Here is a 22,829-nt window from a genome sequence, read left to right on the forward strand (position 1 = left end):
TTCTCCTTTGAAGACGGGTCAGATCAGGGCCGCGACACTGATCACCACAGAAATGAAGATCGTCAGAATCAGCAGCAGCGGCCAGATGAAGGCCAGCCAGCGATCGTAGGAGACCCGGCCGATCGCCAGTCCTCCGACCACGACGGCAAAGGTGGGGTTGATCAGGTTTACCAGTCCATTGGCGGACTGATACGCGGTGACCACCAGCTCCCGGCCGACGCCGGCGAAATCCGCCAGCGGCGCGAGGATCGGCATCGAAAGGACCGCCAGACCAGAGGAGGACGGCACGAAGAAACTCATGCCCACTTCAATCCAGAAAATCAGGTTGATGAACAGCAGGTTGGACAGGCCGCCCACCGATTGCTCGGCAGAATGGAGGATGGTGTCGGCGATCAGCCCCTGCTCCATGATCACCACAATGCCGCGGGCCAGTCCGACCACCAGGGCCACACCCAGAAGATCCCGGGCGCCGTCGACAAAACTGCCAGTCAGGCCTTTTTCCCCAAGGCGGCCGACCAGGCCGATTACGATGGCCGCGCCGAGAAACAACGCGCCCATGCGGGCCATCCACCAGCCCTGTGAGGAAACCCCCCAGATCATGACTACAAAGGTCAGCGCGAAGATCACCAGGACCACTTTCTGGGTGGTGGTGAGTCGTGCCTCCTCGAACCCTTCCTCATGATCCTGCAGAAACAGTTTCCGGTGAGCCTCCAGTTGCCTGGCCACCACTGACCGCGTCGGATCGGCCTTTACCCGCCGGGCGTAGCGCATGACATAGGCCGCGCAAATCAGGAGCCCGCCGATCAGCAGGATGAACCTGGCAATAATGCCATCGGTGAACGGGATACTGGCGGCGTTGGAGGCTATGACCGTGGCAAACGGATTGATGGTGGAACCCAGCACGCCGATACCCGCCCCGATCAGTATAATGGCGACCCCCGTCACCGCGTCGTAGCCAGCCGATATCACCACCGGAATCAATATGGCGTAGAAGGCCAGGGTCTCCTCGGCCATGCCATAGGTGGTCCCCCCGATGGAAAACAGCCCCATGAGGATCGGAATCATCCATATTTCGCGGCCTGACATTCGTCTCATGGCCGTCTTTATACCGGTATCGATGGCTCCGGTGGCGTTGGTGACGCCGAGAAAGCCACCGAGGAACAGCACGAACAGGGCGACGTCGATGGCGTTGGCGACGTAACTGTCCGGATCGTAGAAGCCGGCGACCGGCGCGAGCATGATGTCGACAAAACCCTGCGGGTTGGGATCCACTTCCTTGTAGGTACCCGGCAAGGCCACTTCCCGACCCACTTCGTCATTCTGCACCCTATCGTATTGTCCTGCGGGGATGACCCAGGTCAGTGCGGCCACCAGGACGATAAGGCCGAAAAGAATGGTGTAGGCGGTTGGAAAACGGGATGCCAGGTCTTTCTTGTGCTCTTCGGGGAGGTTGGGTTCGTCGGACGGGATCATCGCTTCTCTCCTTTCCCTGGTGCCAGCAACGTGAATATCCCTATGACTCAAGCACTGGTATCGCGATTAGTCCATTTGGTAGAGAGGGTTTTGGCCCCGGAAGGGAGAAATTCGAGCGGGGGTTTGACTTCGGTCATAAGGTTCGGGTGGCTATCTCCGAGTTTAAGCGGCGGGATCCGCTTTGAAGTCCGATATGGCGCGACGGTATACCGGAATGTATTGCCAAGTATCAAGGGGGTTACTATAATTCTGGTCAAGTGGATTGGGGGTGCCCGGTCGGCGTTACAGCCTCGGTGAGTTTCATCGGGGCTTTTCGCTTTCTGAAAGGGGGTAAACTTTCAATCCCATGCCCTCATACCCAGTGCCCACACACCCTCGCCCGCCGTCGCAATAGAATTTTTTCTTCAATACTTCGAATGCTTTGTTTGGTTGGTCAGGTTTCAAGACGCTTAGTCCAATCGGCCTTGCCACCAAGTCTGCCAGTTGCAACCCTGAAGACATGGTTCGTTTGTCTGAAAACAGGACATCAAAAGGCAACTGCTGGGAAAGCCTGTTGGCTCCATCGCAGATTCGCCTGAATTCGAGCTCCAGCTCGTTATCTTCCTTTCGGCCTCTGCACTCGACCACGACATGCGTTTTCTGTGTATGTTGATGTTTCTCCTGAAGAAATTCGTAAAGAGTTTCCAGGCAGAATCCCAATGCGATGTGGTAGGGGTTTGAGTTTGCGTCTGCATGCCTGGTCAGTCGTCTCTTGTCGATCACGCAGCTGATGAGTATGAAGTTACTGTGCTCAATGATCCCTGTGAGTTCATCCATAAAGGCTTTGCGCTGCTCCGGACTCCGGAAAATATTAAAGGCCCCTTTTTCCTTTCGGATTTCGTTCTCATGCAACACAACCTGATCGTGGCCAAAGTGATTGAACTTGAACTTCTCCAGTGCAGAAACCACTTGCTCGCTGTAATGCCGTTTGTGGAACACACAGAAGGCCAGGACAAACAGAGGATAATGTTTGTCGATTTTCTCCATGCTGTGGTCGCCGCTTTCATCAACGTAGACGATATACTTGCTAAACTGGGTTTCCGGAGAGCTACCGGGTATCGGATCATCCGAAAACAGGGGTAGTTGTTGATCGTCCTTCTCAGGCATTCGCCTTTCTCCTTGACCCTTTCGCCGGCTTAACCGCCGCCCGCTGCGCCTTGATCCGCTCCAGCAACGCCTCCGCATTGTTCTCCCCGCTGATCAGCTCCGGGTTGTCCTTGCGCCATTGCTCGGTGAGTTCGCCCCGGAAGGCTTTGGCCAGGATCGACTGGGTGAGATTGTTGACGCGGGCCAGGGCGTTGTTGACCTGCTGTTCGATGCGGTCGGCATGGGCGAAGAGTTGGTCTACTCGGCGGACGATTTCGGTTTGTTCTTCTACAGCGAAAAGTGGGATGGCGAGTTCCAGAAATTGACCGTTTCTGAGGTGTACCTGAGTAGCGCCAACCTTTTCCTTTTTGACCTGGCTGCGGTATTGGGGGGCATTGGAAAAAGCAATTAAGTAATCCTCAATGGCAACATTGGGATCTAACTTCAGTCCATACATGCCTTGTGTGATCAGAGCAGGATCTTGACCCTGATATCTCCCGATTAGTCCCAAAAAATCAGCTTTTTGGGATAAGTCGCGAAGAGTCACTACTATCGTCCCGTTAGGAATGACTTTTTTCGAGTTGCTCTCTACGAATGCTAAAGGAACATATTTGGGGTTCCGTTTGTCCTCAATGCGCCCATATTCTTTGATGTCGCCTTTATTTAGCGCGAGCACTCCATTTTCGGAGTAATCTGAAGTCTTCGGGCTCGCTCCACCGACCATGCTCTCAATACAATCTGATAACTTACCGTTAGTGGGATTTGGAAGGCCTGAATAACGACGCCACTCCTCCGTCAACCGCCCACTCATCGCTGCAGCCAGCACGGACTGGCGGAAGCGTTTGAGGATTTGCGGGATGCGTTCGAGGCGGGCTTTGGTGTTTTCCACTTGGGCCAGCAGGGTGTCGAGTTTGTCGGCGATGACTTTTTGTTCGGCGAGGGGTGGTACCGGTACCGAAAGGTTTTTCAGCTTTGTACCGTTAACGTTGGGCTGTCCGATTCCTGCACTGAAGTCCGTGATTTGGCGCCAATAATATGGAGATTGAAAATAGTTGGCCAAAAACTCTATTGAGACACCTTCCAAGCAGCGGACGCGGATTAGATATGATGCATAAACAGAATCCGGAATCTCGCCTTTTAGAAGATAGCTTTTGCCAACGGTAGCACCGGTCCTAGCAAAAACAAGATCGCTCGGTTTCAGTCGGTATTTCCCAACTTTCTCGGGTTCTATTTTGCAGTTCGGAACGTTTGGCCAGTTCACAGTATTGTTTTGAATATCTGTGATGCGTAGAAGCTTTACCCCTGTTGGCTCAGAGGTCGCCGACGCAGTGTAACCATAGGAAATATCGGAAGATATATCTCCAAGGTCGGTCAGTTGCCAATTTGCTGGAAGAAGTTGGCTTTGCATTACTTAACCTCACCCATCACTTCCCGAAAAAGCACCTCCGCCCCATCAGCCTCCTCCGCCCCCAACTCCCGCATCAGTGAATCCAGTTCTCCAAGAGCCTGCACCAGCTCCCCCATCGCCTCACCCGCCAACACACTCGGTTCCGGCAAATTGGCGGCATCCACGCTGTCGCTGTCTTTCAGCCAGGAAATATCCAGCGAGTCGCCCTTGTGTTCGGCTATCCATTGGCGGCTGAAGCAGCGCCAGCGGCTGTGGGCCAGGCGAGGGTCGATGCCTTCGTTTTCGTCGCTGTGTTCCGGCAGTTCGATGGCGTCGGAATGGAAGCTGTATTCGCCCTCTTTGCGCTCGCTGTCGCCGTTGGGGCTATCGCCATAAACGGCTTCAAATGGCTTCAGGTGCTGGTCGCCAAAGGGGGTGCGTTTGCCGAAGCTGGGCATGTTGGTGCGCAGGTCGTAGACCCAGACGTTTTCGGTGCAGTGTTCTTCCTGGTATTTGTCCGTCGCGCTGCCCTTGGTAAAGAACAGCACGTTGGTTTTCACGCCCTGGGCGTAGAAGATGCCGGTGGGCAGGCGCAGGAGGGTGTGCAGGTTGCACTTGTGCATTAAATCCCGGCGTACGTCGGTGCCCACCCCGGCTTCGAACAGCACGTTGTCCGGCAGTACCACGGCGGCGCGGCCACCGGGTTTGAGGTTGCGGTAGATGTGCTGCAAAAAGGCGAGCTGTTTGTTGCTGGTTTTGTAGGTCAGGTCGTCCCGGGTGATGCTGGCATCACCACCCTTGCTGGTGCCGAAAGGCGGGTTGGCCAGGATCACGTCAGCCTTCTCCAGCCCGGCGCCGGTCTGGCCCAGGGCGTTGCCCAGGTGCACGACGCCCTCGGCATCCCCTTCCATGCCGTGCAGCAGGCAGTTCATCAGGGCCAGCCGGCGGGTGCCGGGCACCAGTTCGATGCCGATGTAAGCCTGTGTCGTTTGGAATGTCTTGGCTTCGTCCTTCAGTTCGTACAATTCGTCGGTCTGGCTTTTGATGTACTCGTGGGCGGCAATCAGAAAGCCCGCGGTGCCCGCGGCCGGATCCTGGATGCGTTCGCCGGGTTGGGGTTTGAGGCAGCGCACCATGGTGTTGATCAGGGCGCGGGGGGTGAAGTACTGGCCGGCGCCGGACTTGGTCTCGTTGGCGTTCTTCTCCAGCAGGCCTTCGTACAGGTCGCCCAGGCCGTCTTTCTGGGCGCTGAACCAGTCGATCTGGTCCAGGGTCTTGATCATCTGCTCCAGGTGGCGCGGCTCCCGCAGGCGGGTCTGGGCATCGGCGTAGATGGCGCTGATCAGCGGGTCGTCGTGCACCCGGTTGCCCTCGCCATCCTTGCCGGTGGACAGGCTGAGCAGGATGCGTTTGTAATCGTTCAGCAGGTTGATCCCGGATTTGCCGTTCAGGTCGGTCCAGCGGCAGCCTTCCGGCAGCGGGTGCTCTTTCAGGGTGCCGGCTTCGGTGTTCTCATGCACCATCTTGATAAACAGCAGCAGCACCAGTTCGGTGACGTAATCCGAGTAGTTGATGCCGTCGTCCCGAAGAACGTCGCAGAGGTTCCAGAGCTTCTGGACGATGTCGTTGTTGGTCATAGGGGATCCTTTGAGAGGCGCGCCGTTTTCGTTAGCGCCTCATGTATAAAAAATGCCAAAATCTTTGCATGTTGCGGGGGACATGTTAAGAAAAGCGGGTTTTCTTAACATGTCGTGCAGTTTGGTTCTTGCCGTAGCGTTTGTCGTAGGGACACAACAGATTTGTTTGTGGTTGCTGTGAGTACTGGTTCAGGAAAAAGTCTCTGATAGGCATCACTGCTTGTGTGCGCGCCGTCCAGTGCAGGATGGAGCCGTTTTTTCAGAGAGCTTGCCGATTCATGTTCTCTGACCGGCTCACCCAATACATCCAAAAGGGCTCCCTCTAGGCAGGTTGGTGACCATAGAATAATGGTATAGCCGTTGGACTTTGCTTTCCTCCGGTCTTGTTCCGTTGGCGGAACATCAGAATCTAATACCAGAATCCTGTGATCATAGTCTTCACCACGAAAACTTCGAACGGCATTGGTAATAATATTGCCGGGGGAGCCACCATCGCCTGCTTCAACTTTTGCCCTTGTGCCACTGCCCCTCGGGCAGAAAATTTTTTTCATGTGAGTAATAAAGGCTTTGTCGTCTGCGCCTTCCCCCACGACTAACAAGGTGGTTTGAACAAGAGCCTTTCGTTTACTGCGTCCTTTCGCCATGTTCTCCTCAAATTTCCGGTACCGCTCCCAATGCGCCTGCCATGTATTTGGCATAGAGATTGTCATCGGCCCGGAGGCCTTCCATTTCATCCAGTCGCCATGCCTCGGAGTGTTGATTGTGCTTTTCACAGAGATAAACCTGATGCTTCTGCAGGCGGTTGAGTATCTCCGGCGTGTGGCAACTGAAGATCAGTTGTGCGTTGTTGGGATTGGTGTGTTCAAAGCGAAACCAATCCAGAATTCTAGGGATCAGGTGTGGGTGCAGGTCATTGTCGATCTCATCGATAACAGCGCAACCACCCCGGCATAGTGCTTTAAGAACATGCTCTAGTACGACAAATGCCGATTGGGTACCGTTGGATTCGTCGAAGAATGACAGCCGAAACTCCTTTCCATTAGCATCCCGATGCAAACCCACAGGAACATACACTGTTTCGGTTTTCCCGTCAGGTGTGGTGGCCTGTTGCTCCTCGATATCAACCCCTCGAAGGCCAAGATCGAATTCTTGAATCGCCCGAACCATACGTTCTTTCAGTTCGAGGTCTTCGTGATAGTTTTTGGCTACTCGGATAAGGTCTGATGCGTTAAAGGGTGCACGACCTCGGTAGACCACATTGCTGTTTATTCCTCGAAAAAAGTCGATGACGGGTTTTGCTTCCTGAATATCGTAGCTGTGTGCTGCTGCTAATAAGGAAGCGTTGTCGCGTAGTGAGCGAGCCTTGGTGGCGGGGAATGGGAAGCCCTTTTCCCGAAATAGAAAACCGTCTTCAGTCTTTTCCCTTTTGAAAAGATAGCTGAATTGGCTACTGGTCCTGACAGAGAGAACTTCCTTCTTGACCCGGCGATTGTTCAGTATCAGAAGATATCGGTATTCAGAATTCCCAATTAGGAAATTGAGTTCGAACTCGGTATCTGTGCCGCTGTGCAGCATGTGGGGTTGGTAGACTACGTCGCTTTCTGGTTCAAGCTTCAGAAAAGAATCACAGGCAAACCAGCTCAGGAATGCCAGTGGCTTAATAAAGTTAGTCTTGCCAGAGCCATTCGGTCCTACGACACCGATGACCTTGTTCAGCCGACGATCAGGGAGGTTGATATCGTAGCCCGTTGGTGCCGGCTTTTTTCCCATAGCAAAGCTAAGCTCAGTTTCGTCCGAGAAGCTGTAGAAGTTTTTAAAACGTAGGGAAATGATCATATTATTTCAAAATAATCGAAATTTTGTTGATTATGGGAATTAGCGGTTAATTTATCAACTTAATTTGTTGTTGTGTTGGCTGCTCATGCACTCCGCTCCGGCCACATCGCCTCATTCAGCTCCTCCAGTACCGTATCAAGCTGCGCCCCCAGCACCTTGTCCATCTGCTTTGCCCCGCCATCATTGGCAAAGCGATGGTTCACAAATTCCCGGTCGATGATGACTTCGTGCACCAGTTGCTTGGCCAGGCGTTCCAGCCATTTGCGTTGGTTCGGCGTCCAGTTGTGCTGGGTGTAGATGCGGTCCATGGCTTCGGCCACGCGCTGTTCGAAGGGAATCAGCGGCTCGCCCAGGGCCGCACGGCGGATATAGCCGATGATGCTGGCGGCAATGTCCTTGCTGGTCTGGTTGCGCACGGCGCTTTGCAGGCGGGCTTCGGAGTAGCCGTGGTTGTCCAGCAGCAGTTTCACTTCCCGGAGTTGTTCCCGGGTGAGATCCCGGGGTTTGTTGACTACCACGGCCAGAGCGGCGGACTGGTTGAGCTGTTCTTTGATGAAGGCGTTGAAGCTGTCCAGGTAGTCTTCCGGCTTGTCGTGCACGCCATAGCTCTGGATGCGCTCGCGGATTTCGTCTTCATGGTCGGATAGAACCGGCATGTATTCGCTGCCCACCAGGGACTTCACCTCTGCCAGTTGGTTAAGCAGGCCGCTGTGCTGTTTGATGAACGCGGAGGCCTGGCGGGGGCCGAGTTTGTGCAGGTGCTGGTGCAGGGATTTGGGTTCCACGCCCCAGCTCTGTTGCAGTTCATCCAGTTTCTGCTTCAGTTCCGGTCGGCTTTCGGCTTTGTTGTCAGCCTTGCGAAGCACCCGCATGAGTTTCTGGCTAAGCTGGCTGAGCACCACGTCAGCCTGGCTTTCATCGGGTTGTTCGCCAGGACTATTGAGTGCCTTTTCCAATTGTTCGTCGTCGGTGAGCTCGTCCACCAGTTGCTCCAGGGTGATGTTGGGGTCTTTCACCAGGGGCTTCATGGTGTTCACATCCTGCAGGGCGGCGTAGATATCCACCGGATCATAGATGCGGAATACGGTCTTGCCGATCTCGTCGCAGCGCCGGGTGGCGCGGCCGATCATCTGCTCGTAGAGGATGCGTGAACGAACCCGACGCATGAATACCAGGTTGCAGATACGCGGCACGTCGATGCCGGTAGTGAGCAGGTCAACCGTGATGGCGATATTCGGGTAGCGTTCGTTCTTGTAGCGGCGGATAACCTGGTCCACCTTGTCGCTCTGGCCGGTGATCTTGGCCACGGCGGCTTCGTTGTACTGACCGTTGTAGAGATCCTTGAAGGCATCATCCAGCAGGCGTTTCACCATATCCGCGTGCAGGTCGGTGGCGCAGAAGATCATGGTTTTCTCGTCGCCGAACGGGTCCAGTTCCTGCACCAGCTGTTCGCAGATGACGCGATTGAAGTTCTCGTTGATGACCCGGCGGTTGAAGGTGTCGACTTCGAAGGTCAGTTCATCTTCCAGCTCGGTGGTGTCCACTTCCCCCGTCTGTGTGTTGATCACTTCGACAGGCTTGCCCTTCTCAAAGGTAATACCGTTCTGACTGAGCAGGGTTTCGTAGCGAATGGGCGGTTCGTGGTCGATCAACCAGTCGTCCGCGACAGCCTCGCGGTACGAATAGGTGTAAACCGGTTTGCCAAAAATTTCGCTGGTGTGTTTGGCCGGGGTCGCCGTTAGCCCGATTTTCACCGCATCAAAGTAGTCCAGTACCCGGCGGTAGCTGGACAGGTACTGGCTGGTGTCCCGCAGGGCCAGTTCGCCTTCGGTCATTTCCTGATCCAGGGTATAGCCCCGGTGAGCTTCGTCGATGATGATGCAGTCGAACTGGTCGATGGGTGGCGGCTCGTCGCTCATGAAGATGCGCTTGACCATGGCCTGCACCGTGGCCACCTGAATGCGGGTTTCCGCTTCGGCGGCCATGTCCCCCAGTTCGGCGACGTTGTAGATCTTGCTGAGGGTGTGGTTCTGCTCCAGCGGTGCCTCGTTGAAGGCATCAATAGCCTGCTGACCCAGCGCGGTGCGGTCCACCAGAAACAGGATACGGTGGAAACGCTCCGCTTTCAGGAACCGGTACATCAGTCCGATGATGGTTCGGGTTTTACCGGTGCCGGTGGCCATGGCCAAAAGCGCCTTGCGCACACCCTGCGAAAGGGCGTGTTCGGTGGCGACAATAGCGTTCTGTTGATAATCCCGCAGTTTCAGGTAGCCGAAGGGCTCGTCTTTTAGCAGTTTCTCGGCGTTCTCTTTATCGCGTTCCAGTAGATCCAACAGGCCGCCCGGCGTGTGGAATTGCGGCAGCGCCCGGCGCAGATTGCTGGGTTGGCGCACATCCCGAAACCAGGTGCCAGACTGCTCCGCCAGTTGCGGAATATAGGGCCGACCATTGCAGGAATACACGAAGGGTACGTGGTAGTGGCCGGTTTCGTCGGCAGGCCAGGCGATGGTGCGGCCGGTCAACTCCCAGGCGCCGACCAAGGGCGTTGCCACGTTCAGGCCCTTGCTGTAACGCTCAGCCTGGCGGATCTTTCCGGCCACGTTGGTGTTTTCTTTCTTGGCTTCAACCACGGCGATGGGCGTAAGCCCCACGAACAGCACGTAGTCGGCCCGGCCCTTCTCGCCGCTGTGGCTGGTGGGCCACTCGGCAATGGCGCGATAAGTGCCTTTCCCCGGACGGGCGCCTTTCTGGAAGGTGAGTTCCTGGCTGTCGGCTTCCCAGCCGGCGTCCTGCAGTTGCTGGTCGATCAGGATGCGGGTGAGTTCTTCGTTCAGTACCAGGGTGTCTGTGGCGGCTTTGGTCTGATTGGCCACCTGCTGGCGCTGTTGGTTAACAGTCTGCTCGCCCTGCTCTGAGAGTTGCTGTTGCAGGGCTTTGATTTTTTGCTCGTAAGCCTGTTGCTGTTGGCTCAGGGCTTGTTCGTGCTGGCGAGCTTGCTCCGCCAGAGCGCGGGACTCTTCATCCATGGCCACGGCCAGGGCTTCGTATTCGGCCTTCTCTTTCTCAATGAGCTGGCTCAGTTGGTGGCTGCTGTTCAGCGCCATGTTGGCGTGTTGCAGATCGTGGCGCAGCTTTTCGATATCGCTCTGGAGTTGGCGCAATTGGGCGCTGGGGTCGGCTGGCGGCACAAAGGGGCCGGGTTTGAAGCTGGCGCCGGATTTACCAAAGGAGCGGTGAAACCAGATGGCGAGGGCCCGCGCCACTTTCAGGCCATCCATCGCCTCCTTATGCCGGGTACGAAACTGGTGTGTGGCTTTGTTGCCTTCAATCCGCAGAATATGGAACAGCTCTCTGATCTGCGGTTCCAGCCGTAATTCCCGGTTCAGGCGATAGAGCAGCTCGGCCTGGCTGGTCTGTTCATCAAATTCGATACCGGAGAGCGCGGCCAGATGTTGCGCCAGGGCTTCGCCCAGCTGGCGGAGTTTGATCAGGGTGGTGTTGGGATCGCTGGCGAAGACACGCTCAGCGGATTCGGCCAGCTCCACGAGTAAGGAATCGTGCTCTGACAGAAACGAGAAGTTGCCGTCGTTGAATTCCGTGGCCTTGTTCAATGTATCCCTCCGCGACAGTCTTACGCGAGAACATTAGCAGACTTATCAAGGAGACAGAAACGTTGTGCCGGAGCGGCCAATAAAGATCGACGGAGGTGTATATGAAAACGGGAAGGGAAAATGGTCGGCGTGGCAGGATTCGAACCTGCGACCCCTTCGTCCCGAACGAAGTGCGCTACCAAGCTGCGCCACACGCCGAACAACGGCCGGTATTATACGGATTCGATCTGCTTTTACCAGCCCCCGTAACGCCTGACGATGAAATTCATCCTGCGATTTGTACGGACTAACCCACCGGGAATTCCGTGGTGGCGTAGCGGACCAGGGATTTCCGGCGCATGGTCAGCATGTAGCCCAGGGTAAGGGGGCCTACACGCCCCGCCAGCATGATCGCCATGATGATGAGCTGCCCGGCGGCGCCGAGGTCACCGGTAATGCCCCGGGACAGTCCGACGGTGCCAAACGCCGAGACCACCTCGAAGGCGATGTCCAGGAAGTCGGCACGGACAAAGATACTCAGGCCCAGCACACCCAGAAAGATCACTACCATGGCCAGCGTGGTGACGGCCAGGGCTTTCAGTACGGTCTCGCCGGACAGGGAATGCCGGCCAATCGTGGCGGTGAGATTGCCCTTCAGAAAAGCCCGGGTGGCTGACATCAGAACCAGGAAGGTGGATAGTTTGATGCCGCTGGCGGTGGAGTTGGGAGCGCCGCCGATGAACATCAGGAGCAGGAAAAGCACGGAGGTACCGGCCGTGAGGGCGCCAATGTCCACCGAATTGAAACCGGCGGTCCGGGTTGTCGTGGCCTGAAACCAGGCGGCCAGCAGCTTGTCACCAACGCTGTCGAGTGCCCCGAGGGTACCCGGGTTGCCGTATTCGAGGAGCAGGAACAACGCCATGGCGGCGAGGTTGATGACCAGGGTGCTGACGAGGATCAGGCGGGAGTAGATGGACAGCCCGGAAAAGCTGCGGTTCTCGAACAGTTCCCGGGCGACCAGGTACCCGAGCCCGCCGACGATGAACAGGCCCGAGATGGTCAGGGTAACCCCGGCATGACCGACATAGGCGCTGACGCTGTCCGGAGACAGGGCAAAGCCGGCGTTGTTGAACGCCGACACGCTGTAGAACAGGGCCTGGTACAGTCCTTCACTCCAGCCTTTCTCGGGCACGAAAAAACAGGCCAGAATGACCAGCCCGATGGCTTCCATGGACAGGGCAAAAACGGCGATGGAGGCCCCGGCCCGTCTGGTGGTGCTCAGGGAGATTTCGTTGAAGGCTTCCTGGGCTGCGAGGTGGTGGCGAAGGCCCAGCTTGAACCCCAGGGCCAGTGCCGTGAGCACGGCAAAGGTCATCAGGCCCAGTCCGCCGAGCTGGATCAGCAGCAGAATCACCAGTTGGCCGAACAGGGTGTACTCGCTGGCGGTGTCGACCACGCTGAGGCCGGTGACGGTCACGGCCGAGGTTGCGGTAAACGCGGCCTCCAGCCAGGTGACCGGTACTTCGGTTGCCCAGGGCAGCTTGAGCAGGCAGGTGCCCAGAACAATGAGGATGCAGAAGCCCTCGATCAGCAGGCCGGGTGGGCTGATGCGTTTCGGCCCGGAGCGGCCCGGCCGGGGTGAAATGGGGAGCAGGTCCCGGGTCTGGAGTCTCATGAGCGGTTACAGGTAGCTTTCGATCTTGCGGAATTCATCGAGCTGTCCGCCGAGGACCAGATGGTCGCCGGCCTTGATCTGAAAGGCGCGACCGGGCGCATAATGGGCACTGGTACTGCGTTTGATCACCAGTGCGGTGATACTGGCACCGGTCTTTTCCAGAAGGTCTTCCATGGTGAGACCGTCCAGCGCATCGCCACTCTCGATTTCCACCACGTAGTCGCCGTCGCCGAGACCGATGTAGTTCTGCACATTCGGGTAATTGAGTTCCTGGGCGATCCGTACCCCCATCTCGTACTCCGGGGCGATGACCCGGTGGACGCCGAGCCGCTGGAGGATTTTCTGGTGCTGGGTGGTGAGGGCCTTGGCCCAGATTTTCCGGATACCAATGTTCTGCAGATGCATGGTGGCGAGGATGGTCGCCTCAAAATTACGACCGATCGCCAGCACAGCGACGTCGTAATCGGCAATACTGAGCTCCTCGATCGCCTGCTCATCGGTAACGTCGGCGATTACGGCATGGGTGATGCACTCGGACAGGCGATCGACCACCTGCTCGTCGTTGTCGATACCCAGCACGTCGTGGCCAAGGCGGGTCAGTTCCCGGGCGATGGTTTCTCCGAAGACGCCCAGGCCGATCACCACGATCTGTTGCTTCTTTTGCATGGTCGGGACCTCCCGGTCTCACAGGAATCGGCGTTTTCGGAACAGTAACAGATTCAGTCGGGGATGACCTGTGTCGCCGCCGGCACACGGGCGGTGCGAGCAACTGGGTAGGAATTGACCGGCAAAAAGTGTATAACTTGCCCGTTTTCCCTGCCCTGGCGCCATGTGGAGTCCGATTTGCGGTGAGTATTCTCCCGATCGTTCAGATCCTCGGGTTTCTGCTGATACTGCTCAGCTTCCTGATGACCCTTCCGGTTAACCTCCTGATGTTCGGTGAAACGTCGGACTGGCTGGCGTTCGTCAAGTCCGCGTCCGTCTGTTTTGTGATCGGTGTTCTGGCGCTGTCGGTCTCGGGCAGGCGCAAGCATGCTCTCAAACAGCGCCAGATGTTCATGCTGACGGTGTCGGCCTGGGTGATCATTCCCCTGTTTTCGAGCCTCCCTCTGCTCTTGAGCGGCATGAACCTCACCATTACCGATGCCTTTTTCGAGAGTATCTCCGGTGTCACCACAACCGGCTCCACGGTGCTGACCGGGCTCGATTCCATGCCGGACGACATCCTCCTGTGGCGATCGCTGATGCAGTGGATGGGCGGCATCGGGATCATCGGCATGGCCGTGGCCATCCTGCCGTTTCTGCGCATCGGTGGTATGCGGCTGTTCGCGACGGAGTCGTCCGAATGGAGTGAGAAGGTGGTGCCCCGCACCAACAGTCTGGCCCGCAGCCTGGTCGGCGTTTACCTGGGCATCACCCTGGCCTGTCTTCTGAGCTACTGGGTTCTTGGCATGACGTTGTTCGAGGCCCTCAACCACGCGCTAACCACGGTTTCCACCGGAGGCTACTCCACGTCAGACAGCTCCATGGGCCAATTCGAATCGGTGGGTATCCTGCTGGTGGCAACGGTGTTCATGGCGATCGGTGGCATGCCCTTTTTCCTGTTTGTCCGGTTTATCCATGGCCAGCGACAGCCCCTGTTCCGGGATCAGCAGGTGCGGTTTTTCCTGGTGTTGCTGGTGGCCGTGGCCGCCATGCTTACCGTTTACCGGGTGGTCAACGATGATGCCGATCCCTTCTATACCTTTATCCACGCCCTGTTCAACGTTACCTCGGTGGTAACCACAACGGGCTTTGCTTCGACCGATTATTCGATGTGGGGGCCCTTTGCGGTGGTGATCTTTCTGTTCATCACCTTCGTTGGCGGCTGTTCCGGTTCCACCGCCGGTGGTATGAAAATCTTCCGGTTCCAGTTGTCCATGCTGCTGCTCCGGGAGCAGGTACGTCGACTGCTTCATCCCCATGCGGTGTTTGCCCGCAATTACAACGGTCGGGTCATCGGTGACGATATTGTGGCCTCCAGCGTTGCTTTCTCGTTCATCTTCCTGGCGACACTGGCGGTGGTGACTGCCATGCTGGGCGCGTTGGGGCTGGATCTGGTGACCAGTTTCTCGGGAGCAGTGACGGCCCTGACCAACGTCGGGCCCGGTCTGGGTGACATCATCGGGCCGGCGGGCAATTTCCAGAGCCTGCCGGACGCGGCCAAATGGGTCCTGATGGCCACCATGATTCTGGGGCGTCTGGAGCTGTTGAGCGTTTTTGTGATGCTGTCGCCGGATTTCTGGCGCAGCTAACGGGGATAGGCGATGTCGGCGGGCGCCAGCGTTGGCTGGCACCCGCGAACAGAGGATCAGCCAGCGGTCGGCAGCAGGGAGATGTCGGCAACCCGCAGGAACAGGTTGCGCAGGCGATTGAGCAGCGCCAGCCGGTTGTTCCGGACTGCGTCGTCCTCGGCCATCACCATGACCGCATCGAAGAACGTGTCCACCGGTTCTCTCAGGCTGGCCAGCGAGCTCAGCGCGCTGGCGTAGTCGCCCTTCTCGAACATCGGCAGCACTGTCTGCGCCTGTTCCTCCACCTGAGCGGCCAGGGTTTTCTCCTCGGCATCCTGCAGCAGGGACGGATCCACGGTTTCGCCGATGCTGTCGCCGCCCTGTTTGGTCAGGATGTTGGATACCCGCTTGTTGGCACCGGCCAGCGCCTGCGCTTCCGGCAGCTGGCGGAAGGCCTCCACCGCCTTCACGCGGCGGTCGAAGTCCAGCGGCCGGGTCGGACGACGGGCATGCACCGCCAGGTACACCTCGGCGCCGATGCCCTGCTCTTCGTAGTGGGCGCGGAAACGCTCCAGCATATAGTCCACCACGGTGCTGGCGGTGTCCTGCTCGGTCAGTACCGTGAAGTTCTGTTCGGCCCATTCGCACAGGGTTTGCAGATCCAGCGGCAGCTCCCGTTCGATGATGATGCGAAGCACACCCAGGGAAGCCCGGCGCAGTGCAAACGGATCCCGTGTGCCCGATGGCGGCTGATTGATTCCGAACAGGCCGACCAGTGAGTCGATCCGGTCAGCGATGGCAACGGCACAGCCGGTCAGCGTGGTCGGCAGGCTGTCGCCGGCAAAGCGCGGCATGTACTGCTCGTTCAGCGCCCGGGCGACATCTTCGGGCTCGCCGTCGTTGGCGGCGTAGTACTGGCCCATGATGCCCTGAAGGTCGGTGAATTCGAGTACCATCTCGGTGACCAGGTCGGTTTTGGCCAGCATGGCGGCGCGCTCGGCGAGGGCCGGATCGCTGCCGATGGCCTCGGCGATCTTCTTCGCCAGTGCCGCTACGCGAACGGATTTGTCATAAAGACTGCCGAGCTTCTCCTGGAACACGATCGGCTTGAGCGATTCGATACGAGCTTCCAGGCGGGTCTTGCGATCCGTCTCATAGAAGAACGCAGCGTCCGACAGCCGGGGACGGATCACCTTCTCGTTGCCGGCGATCACCTGTGCCGGATCCTTGCTCTCCAGGTTGGCCACGGTGATGAACAGCGGCAGTATCTTTCCGTCCTTGCCCACCACGTGGAAATACTTCTGATGCTCCTCCATGGAAGAGATCAGCGCTTCTGCGGGCACTTCCAGGAAGCGTTCCTCAAAACGCCCCATCAGCGGGACCGGCCATTCGTTCAGCGCGGTGACTTCGTCCAGCAGGTCTTCATCAATCACAGCCTTGCCACCGGCTTCCTTCTCGGCGAGGGCGGCAACGCCTTTGCGGATTTGCTCGCGGCGCTCGGCAAAGTCAGCGAGTACGTAGCCTTCCTGCTTGAGAACGACCTCGTAATCGTTCGGGGTCGGCACGATCAGCGGCTTCGGACAATGGAAACGATGGCCGCGGGTGGTATTGCCCGGTTTCAGGCCCATGATCGGTGCGTCGATCACCTTATTGCCATACAGCAGAATCGCCCAGTGGACCGGCCGAACGAATTCGGTACGGTGGGCGCCCCAGCGCATGCGCTTGGGAATCGGCAGGGCGGCGAGGGACTGTTCGACCAGTTCGGGCATCAATTCGACCGTCGGTCTGCCCTGCTCCACGGTACGGTAGACCACCCAGGCACCTTTTTCGGTTTCCAGGGTGTCCAGCTGGTCCGGCGTAATGCCCAGGGATGTGGCGAAGCCGGTCAATGCCCGGGTCGGGTTACCGGCGTCGTCGAAGGCGGCCTTGACCGCCGGGCCCCGTTTTTCCACCGGTTTGTCCGGCTGAGCATCGGCCAGGTCCCTTACCCGGACGGCAAGACGGCGTGGCGCGGCGAAGGACTCGACCTTGCCAAACTCGATGCCAGCCTCTTCCAGGCCCTTGGCAATGCCCTGGGTAAAGGCGTTGGACAGAGTCTTGAGCGCTTTGGGAGGCAGCTCTTCAGTGCCCAGTTCGACCAGAAAATCCTGTGTAGCCATGATTATGCGTTCCCCTGTTCCTGCTGTGCCTGCTTCGCTTTCTTGCCCTTCTTCTTGCCGTTGGCCTTTTCATCGGCCGCTGCGGCGGCGGCCAGCACTTCCTCGCGCAGGGCCTCAGGGGCCAGCGGGAAGCCGAGCTTACGGCGGCTGTCGAAGTAGGCCTGGGCCACGGCGCGGGCCAGGGTACGGACACGGAGAATGAAACGCTGCCGCTCGGTGACCGAGATGGCGTGGCGGGCGTCCAGCAGGTTGAAGGTATGAGACGCCTTCAGCACCTGCTCGTAGGCCGGAAGCGGCAGCCCGGCCTCGATCAGCCGGGCGCTCTCGCGCTCATGCACATCGAAGCTGTGGAACAGGAATTCGGTGTCGGCCTGTTCGAAGTTGTAGGTGGACATTTCCACTTCCTGCTGGTGGAACACGTCGCCGTAGGTGACGACGCCATCCGGGCCTTCGGTCCAGACCAGGTCGTAAACGCTGTCGACGCCCTGCAGGTACATGGCGATCCGCTCCAGCCCGTAGGTCAGTTCGCCGGTGACGGGGTAGCACTCCAGGCCGCCCACCTGCTGGAAGTAGGTGAACTGGGTGACTTCCATGCCATTGAGCCAGATTTCCCAGCCCAGGCCCCAGGCGCCCAGCGTGGGGGATTCCCAGTTGTCCTCGACAAACCGGATGTCGTGTACCAGGGGATCGAGGCCCAGGGCGCGGAGGGAATCCAGATACAGTTCCTGGATGTTGTCCGGGGAGGGCTTGAGGACCACCTGGAACTGATAGTAATGCTGCAGACGGTTCGGGTTTTCACCGTAACGACCGTCGGTGGGGCGACGGCTGGGCTGAACATAGGCGGCATTCCAGGTCTCCGGGCCGATGGCGCGAAGGAAGGTGGCCGGGTGAAAGGTACCGGCGCCCACTTCCATATCCAGGGGCTGGAGAACCACGCAGCCATGCTGCGCCCAGAAATTCTGCAGAGCCAGGATCAGACCCTGGAAGGTCTTGATATCCGGCGCGGAGTTGTTCGTTGCCTTGTCTGTCACGACGATTGCCTGCTGATTCAGTCTGTGTGTGGCGCCCCGCTGTTCCCTCGGGACACTCCGAAAAAAGGCGCATTATACGCTTGCCAAAGCGGTATTTCTAAGTGCGATTCACGCCTTTGATTTTGCGCTAGAAGAAGGTCAGACCCACCTGGAACAGCTTCTCCACATCCCGGACCCGGGACTTGTCCACCAGGAACAGGATGACGTGGTCGTCCGGCTGCACCCGCAGGTGGTCGTGGGCGATGAGCACCTCGTTATGGCGGACGATGGCGCCGATGGTGGTGCCTTCGGGCAGATTGATTTCGTCCAGCCGCTTACCCACCACCTTGGAGGATCGATGGTCGCCATGGGCAATCGCCTCAATGGCCTCAGCGGCGCCCCGGCGCAGTGAGTGAACGTTCACCACATCGCCCCGCCGTACATGGGTGAGCAGGCTTCCTATGGTGGTCTGCTGGGGCGAGATGGCGACATCGATGTCGCCGCCCTGGATCAGGTCGACGTAGTCCGGGTTGTTAATCAGGGTGAAGACCTTGCGAGCCCCCAGCCGTTTGGCCAGCAGCGATGCCATGATATTGGCTTCGTCATCGTTGGTGACGGCGCAGAAAACATCGGTGTTTTCGATGTTCTCTTCGAGCAGGATGTCCTTGTTGGCGGCATTGCCCTCCAGGACAACCGTCTTGCGGAGGTTTTCCGAGAGCATCACGCACCGGTCGTGATCCTGCTCCAGCAGCTTGACCTGGTAGCGGCTTTCCAGGGTTTTGGCCAGGCGCTGGCCGATATTGCCGCCCCCGCAGATGAAGATACGCTTGTACGGTTTGACCAGCGGTTGCAGTTCGCTCATGACCGATCGGATGTGGTCGGCACCGGCGATAAAAAACACTTCGTCGCCATCTTCGATCACCGTATCGCCCTGGGGCATGATCGCCCGGTCCTTCCGGAAAATCGCGGCCACACGGGTCTCGATCCGGGGCATGTGGGTGCGCAGGTAAGACAGCTCATGGCCAACCAGGGGGCCACCCTGGGTTGCCCGGATGGCCACCAGCCGCACCAGACCCTTGGAGAATTCCAGTACCTGCAATGCGCCCGGGTATTCGATCAGGCGGGTAATGTGCTTGGTAACCAGGTGTTCCGGGCTGATCAGGACGTCGATCGGAAACCCGCGCAGGCTGTCCAGATCCTTTTCCTTGTCGCGCTGATAGAACAGCTCGGACCGGGCCAGATAGGCATTGGCGCGTACCCGGCAGATGGTGGTCGGAGTCTTGTACAGCAGCTTGGTGACCTGGCAGCCGACCATGTTGGTTTCGTCACTGTTGGTGACGGCAATGAGGATGTCGGCGTCTTCGGCACCAGCCTGTCGCAGCACCGTCGGAAATGAGGCCTTGCCCTGCACGGTCCGGATGTCCAGCCGATCCTGCAGCTCGCGGAGGCGGGCGCCATCGCTGTCGATCACGGTGATGTCGTTGGCTTCGTTGGCCAGGTTCTCGGCCAGGGTACCGCCGACCTGGCCGGCGCCTAGAATCAGGATCTTCATGGTTCGGGTTTCTCCAGTACCGCGTAGAAGAAGCCATCGTGGCTGTCAGGATTTGGTAGCAGCTGCCGGCCTGCGCCGGTGTCGCGGCCCCAGGTCACCTCCGGCTCCACCAGTATGCTGTCCGCGCACTGTTTGCGGAACCGTTGAATTATACGGTGGTTTTCCTGGGGGAACACGGAGCAGGTTGCGTAGACCAGTCTCCCCCCGGGTTTCAGAATCGACCACATGGCATTGAGGAGGCCAAGCTGGATTCCGGCGAGGGGTACGATGTCGGATTCACGGCGCAGCAGTTTGATGTCCGGATGCCGCCGGATAACCCCGGTGGCGCTGCAGGGCACATCGAGCAGGATGCGATCAAAGGCATCGCCGTCCCACCAGTCTTCGATTCGCGCGGCGTCCGCCTGCTTCAGTGTTGCGACCAGGTCCAGGCGTTCCAGATTCTCTTCCACCCGTGGCAATCGATCAGCGGATTCGTCGATGGCGACCACCTCGGCCAGGGCGTCACAGGCTTCAAGGATTGCACAGGTCTTGCCGCCCGGGGCGGCGCAGGCATCCAGGACGCGCTGGCCCGGAGCCAGATCGAGCAGCGTGGTGCAGAGTTGGGCGGCTTCGTCCTGAACGCTCACGGCGCCGTCGGCAAACCAGGGCAGCCGGTCCACCGGTACTGGTCTGGCCAGTTGCAGACCGTGGGGAGCAAACCGGGTGGGAGTTGCCTCAATGCCGGCGTCGTCAAGCAGAGCGAGGTATTGGTCCCGGGTAAAGCGCCGGGCATTCACCCGAAGGGTCATGGGCGCCTGGGTGTTGTTGGCTTCCAGGATGCCTTGCCAGTCGTCCGGCCAATTATGGCGCAGCTTATCAACCATCCATCGGGGGTGGCTGAAGCGGGCCGGGTCGTCCCGTGGCTCGGGCGCCTCGTCCCGCTGGGCGCCCCGGAGTACACCGTTCACCAGGCCGGTCAGGTGCGGCTTACCGAGGGCACGACAGGCTTCCACGGCTTCATTGACCACGGCATAGGTGGCGGCCCGATCGCTGAAACGCAGCTGGAACAGGGCCACCAGCATCAGATGGTGAATGATCCGGTCCGGTTTGCGCAGAGGTTTGTTCAGGCGGTCGCCCAGTTCGGCGTCGAGTCGGTGGAACCAGCGGCAGCTACCGTAGCAGAGGGCCTGGAGTTCCGCCCGCTCGTGATCGCCCACCCGGTTCAGCGCCGATGGCAGACACTGGCTGAGTGACTGGCCCTGCTCTACGGAGAGCAGCACGCCGGCCGCAACGGCTCGGATGGGTTGGTGGCCGCCGGTCATGTCAGTGAAGCTCCTGACCGGGCATCAGCAGTTGCTTGCCCCCGTTGATCAGGTCATTCGCGGTCTGGGTGCGTGCCCCTGGCAATTGCAGCCGCGTTACCCGCAGCACAGCCTCACCACAGGCGATATCAATGCCGTCCCGGTTGCGCCGGATGACCGTCCCGGGCGGCTGGTCTGACGACTCGGGCAGGACGCTCGCCTCGTGAATCCGGATGCGCTCGCCGTCGAGTTCTGTGTAGGTCCCGGGCCAGGGATTGAAGGCCCGGATCAGACGCTCCAGAGCGTTCGCATCGGACTGCCAGTCCAGATGGCCTTCCTCTTTGGTCAGCTTGCGGGCGTAGCAGGCCCGCTCGTCGTTCTGGGCCTCTCCGGTCAGCTCCCCTTTCTCGAGCAGATCCATCGCCTTCACGATGGCCGCACCACCCATATCGGCGAGGCGGTCGTGGAGGCTTCCGCCGGTGTCGTCGGCTTCGATGGGGGTGATCGACTTCAGCAGCATGTCGCCGGTGTCCAGGCCTTCGTCCATCTGCATGATGGTGATACCGGTTTCGGAATCGCCAGCGGCAATGGCCCTCTGGATAGGGGCAGCTCCCCGCCAGCGTGGCAGGAGCGAGGCGTGGATGTTCAGGCATCCATGGCGTGGAGTCGCCAGCACATCCGCCGGCAGGATCAGGCCATAGGCCGCGACGATCATGACATCCGGCACGAGGGCGGCCAGCTCTTCCCGCGCCTCGGGCGTTTTGAGCGTTTCAGGTTGGTAGACCGGGAGCGAATGCTCCTGGGCGACCTGTTTCACCGGGCCGGGCGAGGGCTTGCGGCCACGACCGGCCGGGCGGTCCGGCTGAGTGTAGACGCCGACAATCTCGTGGTGAGTCGTCAGAAGGCTTCGAAGGGCAATGGCAGCAAAATCGGGGGTGCCCGCAAATACGATTCGCACGGTGCGTTTGTCTCTGTTCCGTTGAATACGAAAAGACCGGGTCAACGCCCGGTCCGTGAAACTCTGCTGATCTGCTGACCTGTCCGGTCAGGCGCTCTTCCGATGAAGTTTCTCGAGCTTCTTGCGGATCCGGTTGCGCTTCAGGGCGCTGAGGTAATCCACGAAGAGCTTGCCATTGAGATGATCCATCTCGTGCTGGATACACACGGCCAGCAGGCCCTGTGCCTCGATTTCGAAGGGATTGCCGTCACGATCCCGAGCCCGGATGATGCAGTGCTCGACCCGTTCGACATCCTCATAGAAACCGGGTACCGACAGACAACCTTCCTGCATGGGCTCAAGGTCGCCGTCGAGAACTTCCACTTCAGGATTGATAAAGACCCGGGGCTCGCTTTTGTCTTCGGACAGATCCATGACAATGATCTGCTTGTGCACGTTGACCTGCGTGGCCGCCAGACCAATGCCGGGCGCATCGTACATGGTCTCGAACATGTCGTCGATCAGCTTGCGGATGTCGTCCGTCACTGCTTCGACCGGCTTGGCGATGGTGCGCAGACGGGGATCCGGGTATTCGAGAATATCTAGTATCATAACGCTCGTAATTCTGGGCCGTGGATTCGGTAGCGCCTGTTCTTTCCGTACAGACGTTTTACAATTTGTAACCGTGTGAAGGCAGTCTCCGAAATATTGCCGACCACTGGGCAAAGTTTCGCTTATAACATGAACAGTCGGGCTGAAACCGCGACTTTCAATGGCCGGACGGGACTGCCTGTCCAATAATCATTATTATCCCCTAATTCGTCGATTGAGTACAAACTGATCAGTTAATAGTTAAAATCTTTTGACGGCGGGATAGAATTTACTGGAAGAACAA

16 protein-coding genes and 1 tRNA gene are annotated in these 22,829 nt (G+C 58.6%); 1 reads left to right on the forward strand and 16 read right to left on the reverse strand.

Annotation, left to right across the window (positions count from 1 at the left end):
- Positions 1-18: 18 nt before the first annotated feature.
- The 10 genes from MLD04_RS08030 to MLD04_RS08075 all read right to left on the reverse strand — a co-directional run bounded on the left by MLD04_RS08030 (position 19) and on the right by MLD04_RS08075 (position 13,389).
- Positions 19-1,473: a YfcC family protein gene (locus MLD04_RS08030; RefSeq protein ID WP_248156687.1), complete on the reverse strand. Its 1,455-nt coding sequence runs from the start codon at positions 1,471-1,473 to the stop codon at positions 19-21.
- A 300-nt stretch (positions 1,474-1,773) separates the two neighbouring features.
- Positions 1,774-2,619, reverse strand: a complete 846-nt coding sequence (locus MLD04_RS08035) for a DUF3800 domain-containing protein (protein WP_248156688.1) — start codon at positions 2,617-2,619, stop codon at positions 1,774-1,776.
- Positions 2,612-4,006, reverse strand: coding sequence for a restriction endonuclease subunit S (locus tag MLD04_RS08040; RefSeq protein ID WP_248156690.1), 1,395 nt, complete (start codon positions 4,004-4,006; stop codon positions 2,612-2,614). Before MLD04_RS08040 ends, MLD04_RS08035 begins: the two co-directional genes overlap by 8 nt.
- Positions 4,006-5,622, reverse strand: coding sequence for a class I SAM-dependent DNA methyltransferase (locus MLD04_RS08045; protein WP_248156692.1), 1,617 nt, complete (start codon positions 5,620-5,622; stop codon positions 4,006-4,008). The genes MLD04_RS08040 and MLD04_RS08045 overlap by 1 nt, the downstream gene beginning before the upstream one ends.
- Before the next feature lie 104 nt (positions 5,623-5,726).
- The gene (locus tag MLD04_RS08050) at positions 5,727-6,266 is read right to left on the reverse strand and encodes a hypothetical protein (RefSeq protein WP_248156694.1); all 540 of its coding nucleotides are present in this window, start codon (positions 6,264-6,266) and stop codon (positions 5,727-5,729) included.
- A 7-nt stretch (positions 6,267-6,273) separates the two neighbouring features.
- On the reverse strand, positions 6,274-7,458 hold the full coding sequence (locus MLD04_RS08055) for an AAA family ATPase (protein ID WP_248156696.1): 1,185 nt from the start codon (positions 7,456-7,458) through the stop codon (positions 6,274-6,276).
- Positions 7,459-7,541: 83 nt separating this feature from the next.
- Entirely contained in the window at positions 7,542-11,069 is a 3,528-nt protein-coding gene (gene hsdR, locus MLD04_RS08060) for a type I restriction-modification system endonuclease (protein ID WP_248156698.1), read from the reverse strand.
- Positions 11,070-11,190: 121 nt separating this feature from the next.
- Positions 11,191-11,267: transfer RNA gene (locus MLD04_RS08065), tRNA-Pro, on the reverse strand.
- A gap of 88 nt (positions 11,268-11,355) precedes the next feature.
- Positions 11,356-12,723, reverse strand: coding sequence for a TrkH family potassium uptake protein (locus tag MLD04_RS08070; protein ID WP_248156700.1), 1,368 nt, complete (start codon positions 12,721-12,723; stop codon positions 11,356-11,358).
- Between the two features lie 6 nt (positions 12,724-12,729).
- Positions 12,730-13,389, reverse strand: coding sequence for a potassium channel family protein (locus tag MLD04_RS08075; protein WP_248156702.1), 660 nt, complete (start codon positions 13,387-13,389; stop codon positions 12,730-12,732).
- Positions 13,390-13,571: 182 nt separating this feature from the next.
- Here MLD04_RS08075 and MLD04_RS08080 point away from each other — a divergent pair, with 182 nt between their 5' ends.
- Positions 13,572-15,017 (forward strand): TrkH family potassium uptake protein, encoded by a 1,446-nt coding sequence (locus MLD04_RS08080; RefSeq protein WP_345799613.1) that lies wholly within the window; start codon positions 13,572-13,574, stop codon positions 15,015-15,017.
- A gap of 56 nt (positions 15,018-15,073) precedes the next feature.
- On the opposite strand, the gene glyS is transcribed toward MLD04_RS08080, so the two are convergent.
- From glyS to def, 6 genes are all read right to left on the reverse strand, one after another.
- Positions 15,074-17,155, reverse strand: a complete 2,082-nt coding sequence (glyS, locus tag MLD04_RS08085; RefSeq protein WP_248156704.1) for a glycine--tRNA ligase subunit beta — start codon at positions 17,153-17,155, stop codon at positions 15,074-15,076.
- A gap of 2 nt (positions 17,156-17,157) precedes the next feature.
- Positions 17,158-18,150: a glycine--tRNA ligase subunit alpha gene (gene glyQ, locus MLD04_RS08090; protein ID WP_248156874.1), complete on the reverse strand. Its 993-nt coding sequence runs from the start codon at positions 18,148-18,150 to the stop codon at positions 17,158-17,160.
- Positions 18,151-18,313: 163 nt separating this feature from the next.
- Positions 18,314-19,717: a Trk system potassium transporter TrkA gene (gene trkA, locus MLD04_RS08095; RefSeq protein WP_008940090.1), complete on the reverse strand. Its 1,404-nt coding sequence runs from the start codon at positions 19,715-19,717 to the stop codon at positions 18,314-18,316.
- On the reverse strand, positions 19,714-21,018 hold the full coding sequence (rsmB, locus tag MLD04_RS08100) for a 16S rRNA (cytosine(967)-C(5))-methyltransferase RsmB (protein ID WP_248156706.1): 1,305 nt from the start codon (positions 21,016-21,018) through the stop codon (positions 19,714-19,716). Before rsmB ends, trkA begins: the two co-directional genes overlap by 4 nt.
- A gap of 1 nt (position 21,019) precedes the next feature.
- Complete coding sequence (gene fmt / locus MLD04_RS08105) at positions 21,020-21,955, reverse strand: methionyl-tRNA formyltransferase (protein WP_248156714.1); 936 nt, start codon at positions 21,953-21,955, stop codon at positions 21,020-21,022.
- An 87-nt stretch (positions 21,956-22,042) separates the two neighbouring features.
- Positions 22,043-22,546, reverse strand: coding sequence for a peptide deformylase (gene def, locus MLD04_RS08110; RefSeq protein WP_248156717.1), 504 nt, complete (start codon positions 22,544-22,546; stop codon positions 22,043-22,045).
- Positions 22,547-22,829: the final 283 nt, after the last annotated feature.

Source organism: Marinobacter koreensis, assembly GCF_023156285.1.
GTDB classification, from domain to species: Bacteria; Pseudomonadota; Gammaproteobacteria; order Pseudomonadales; family Oleiphilaceae; genus Marinobacter; species Marinobacter koreensis.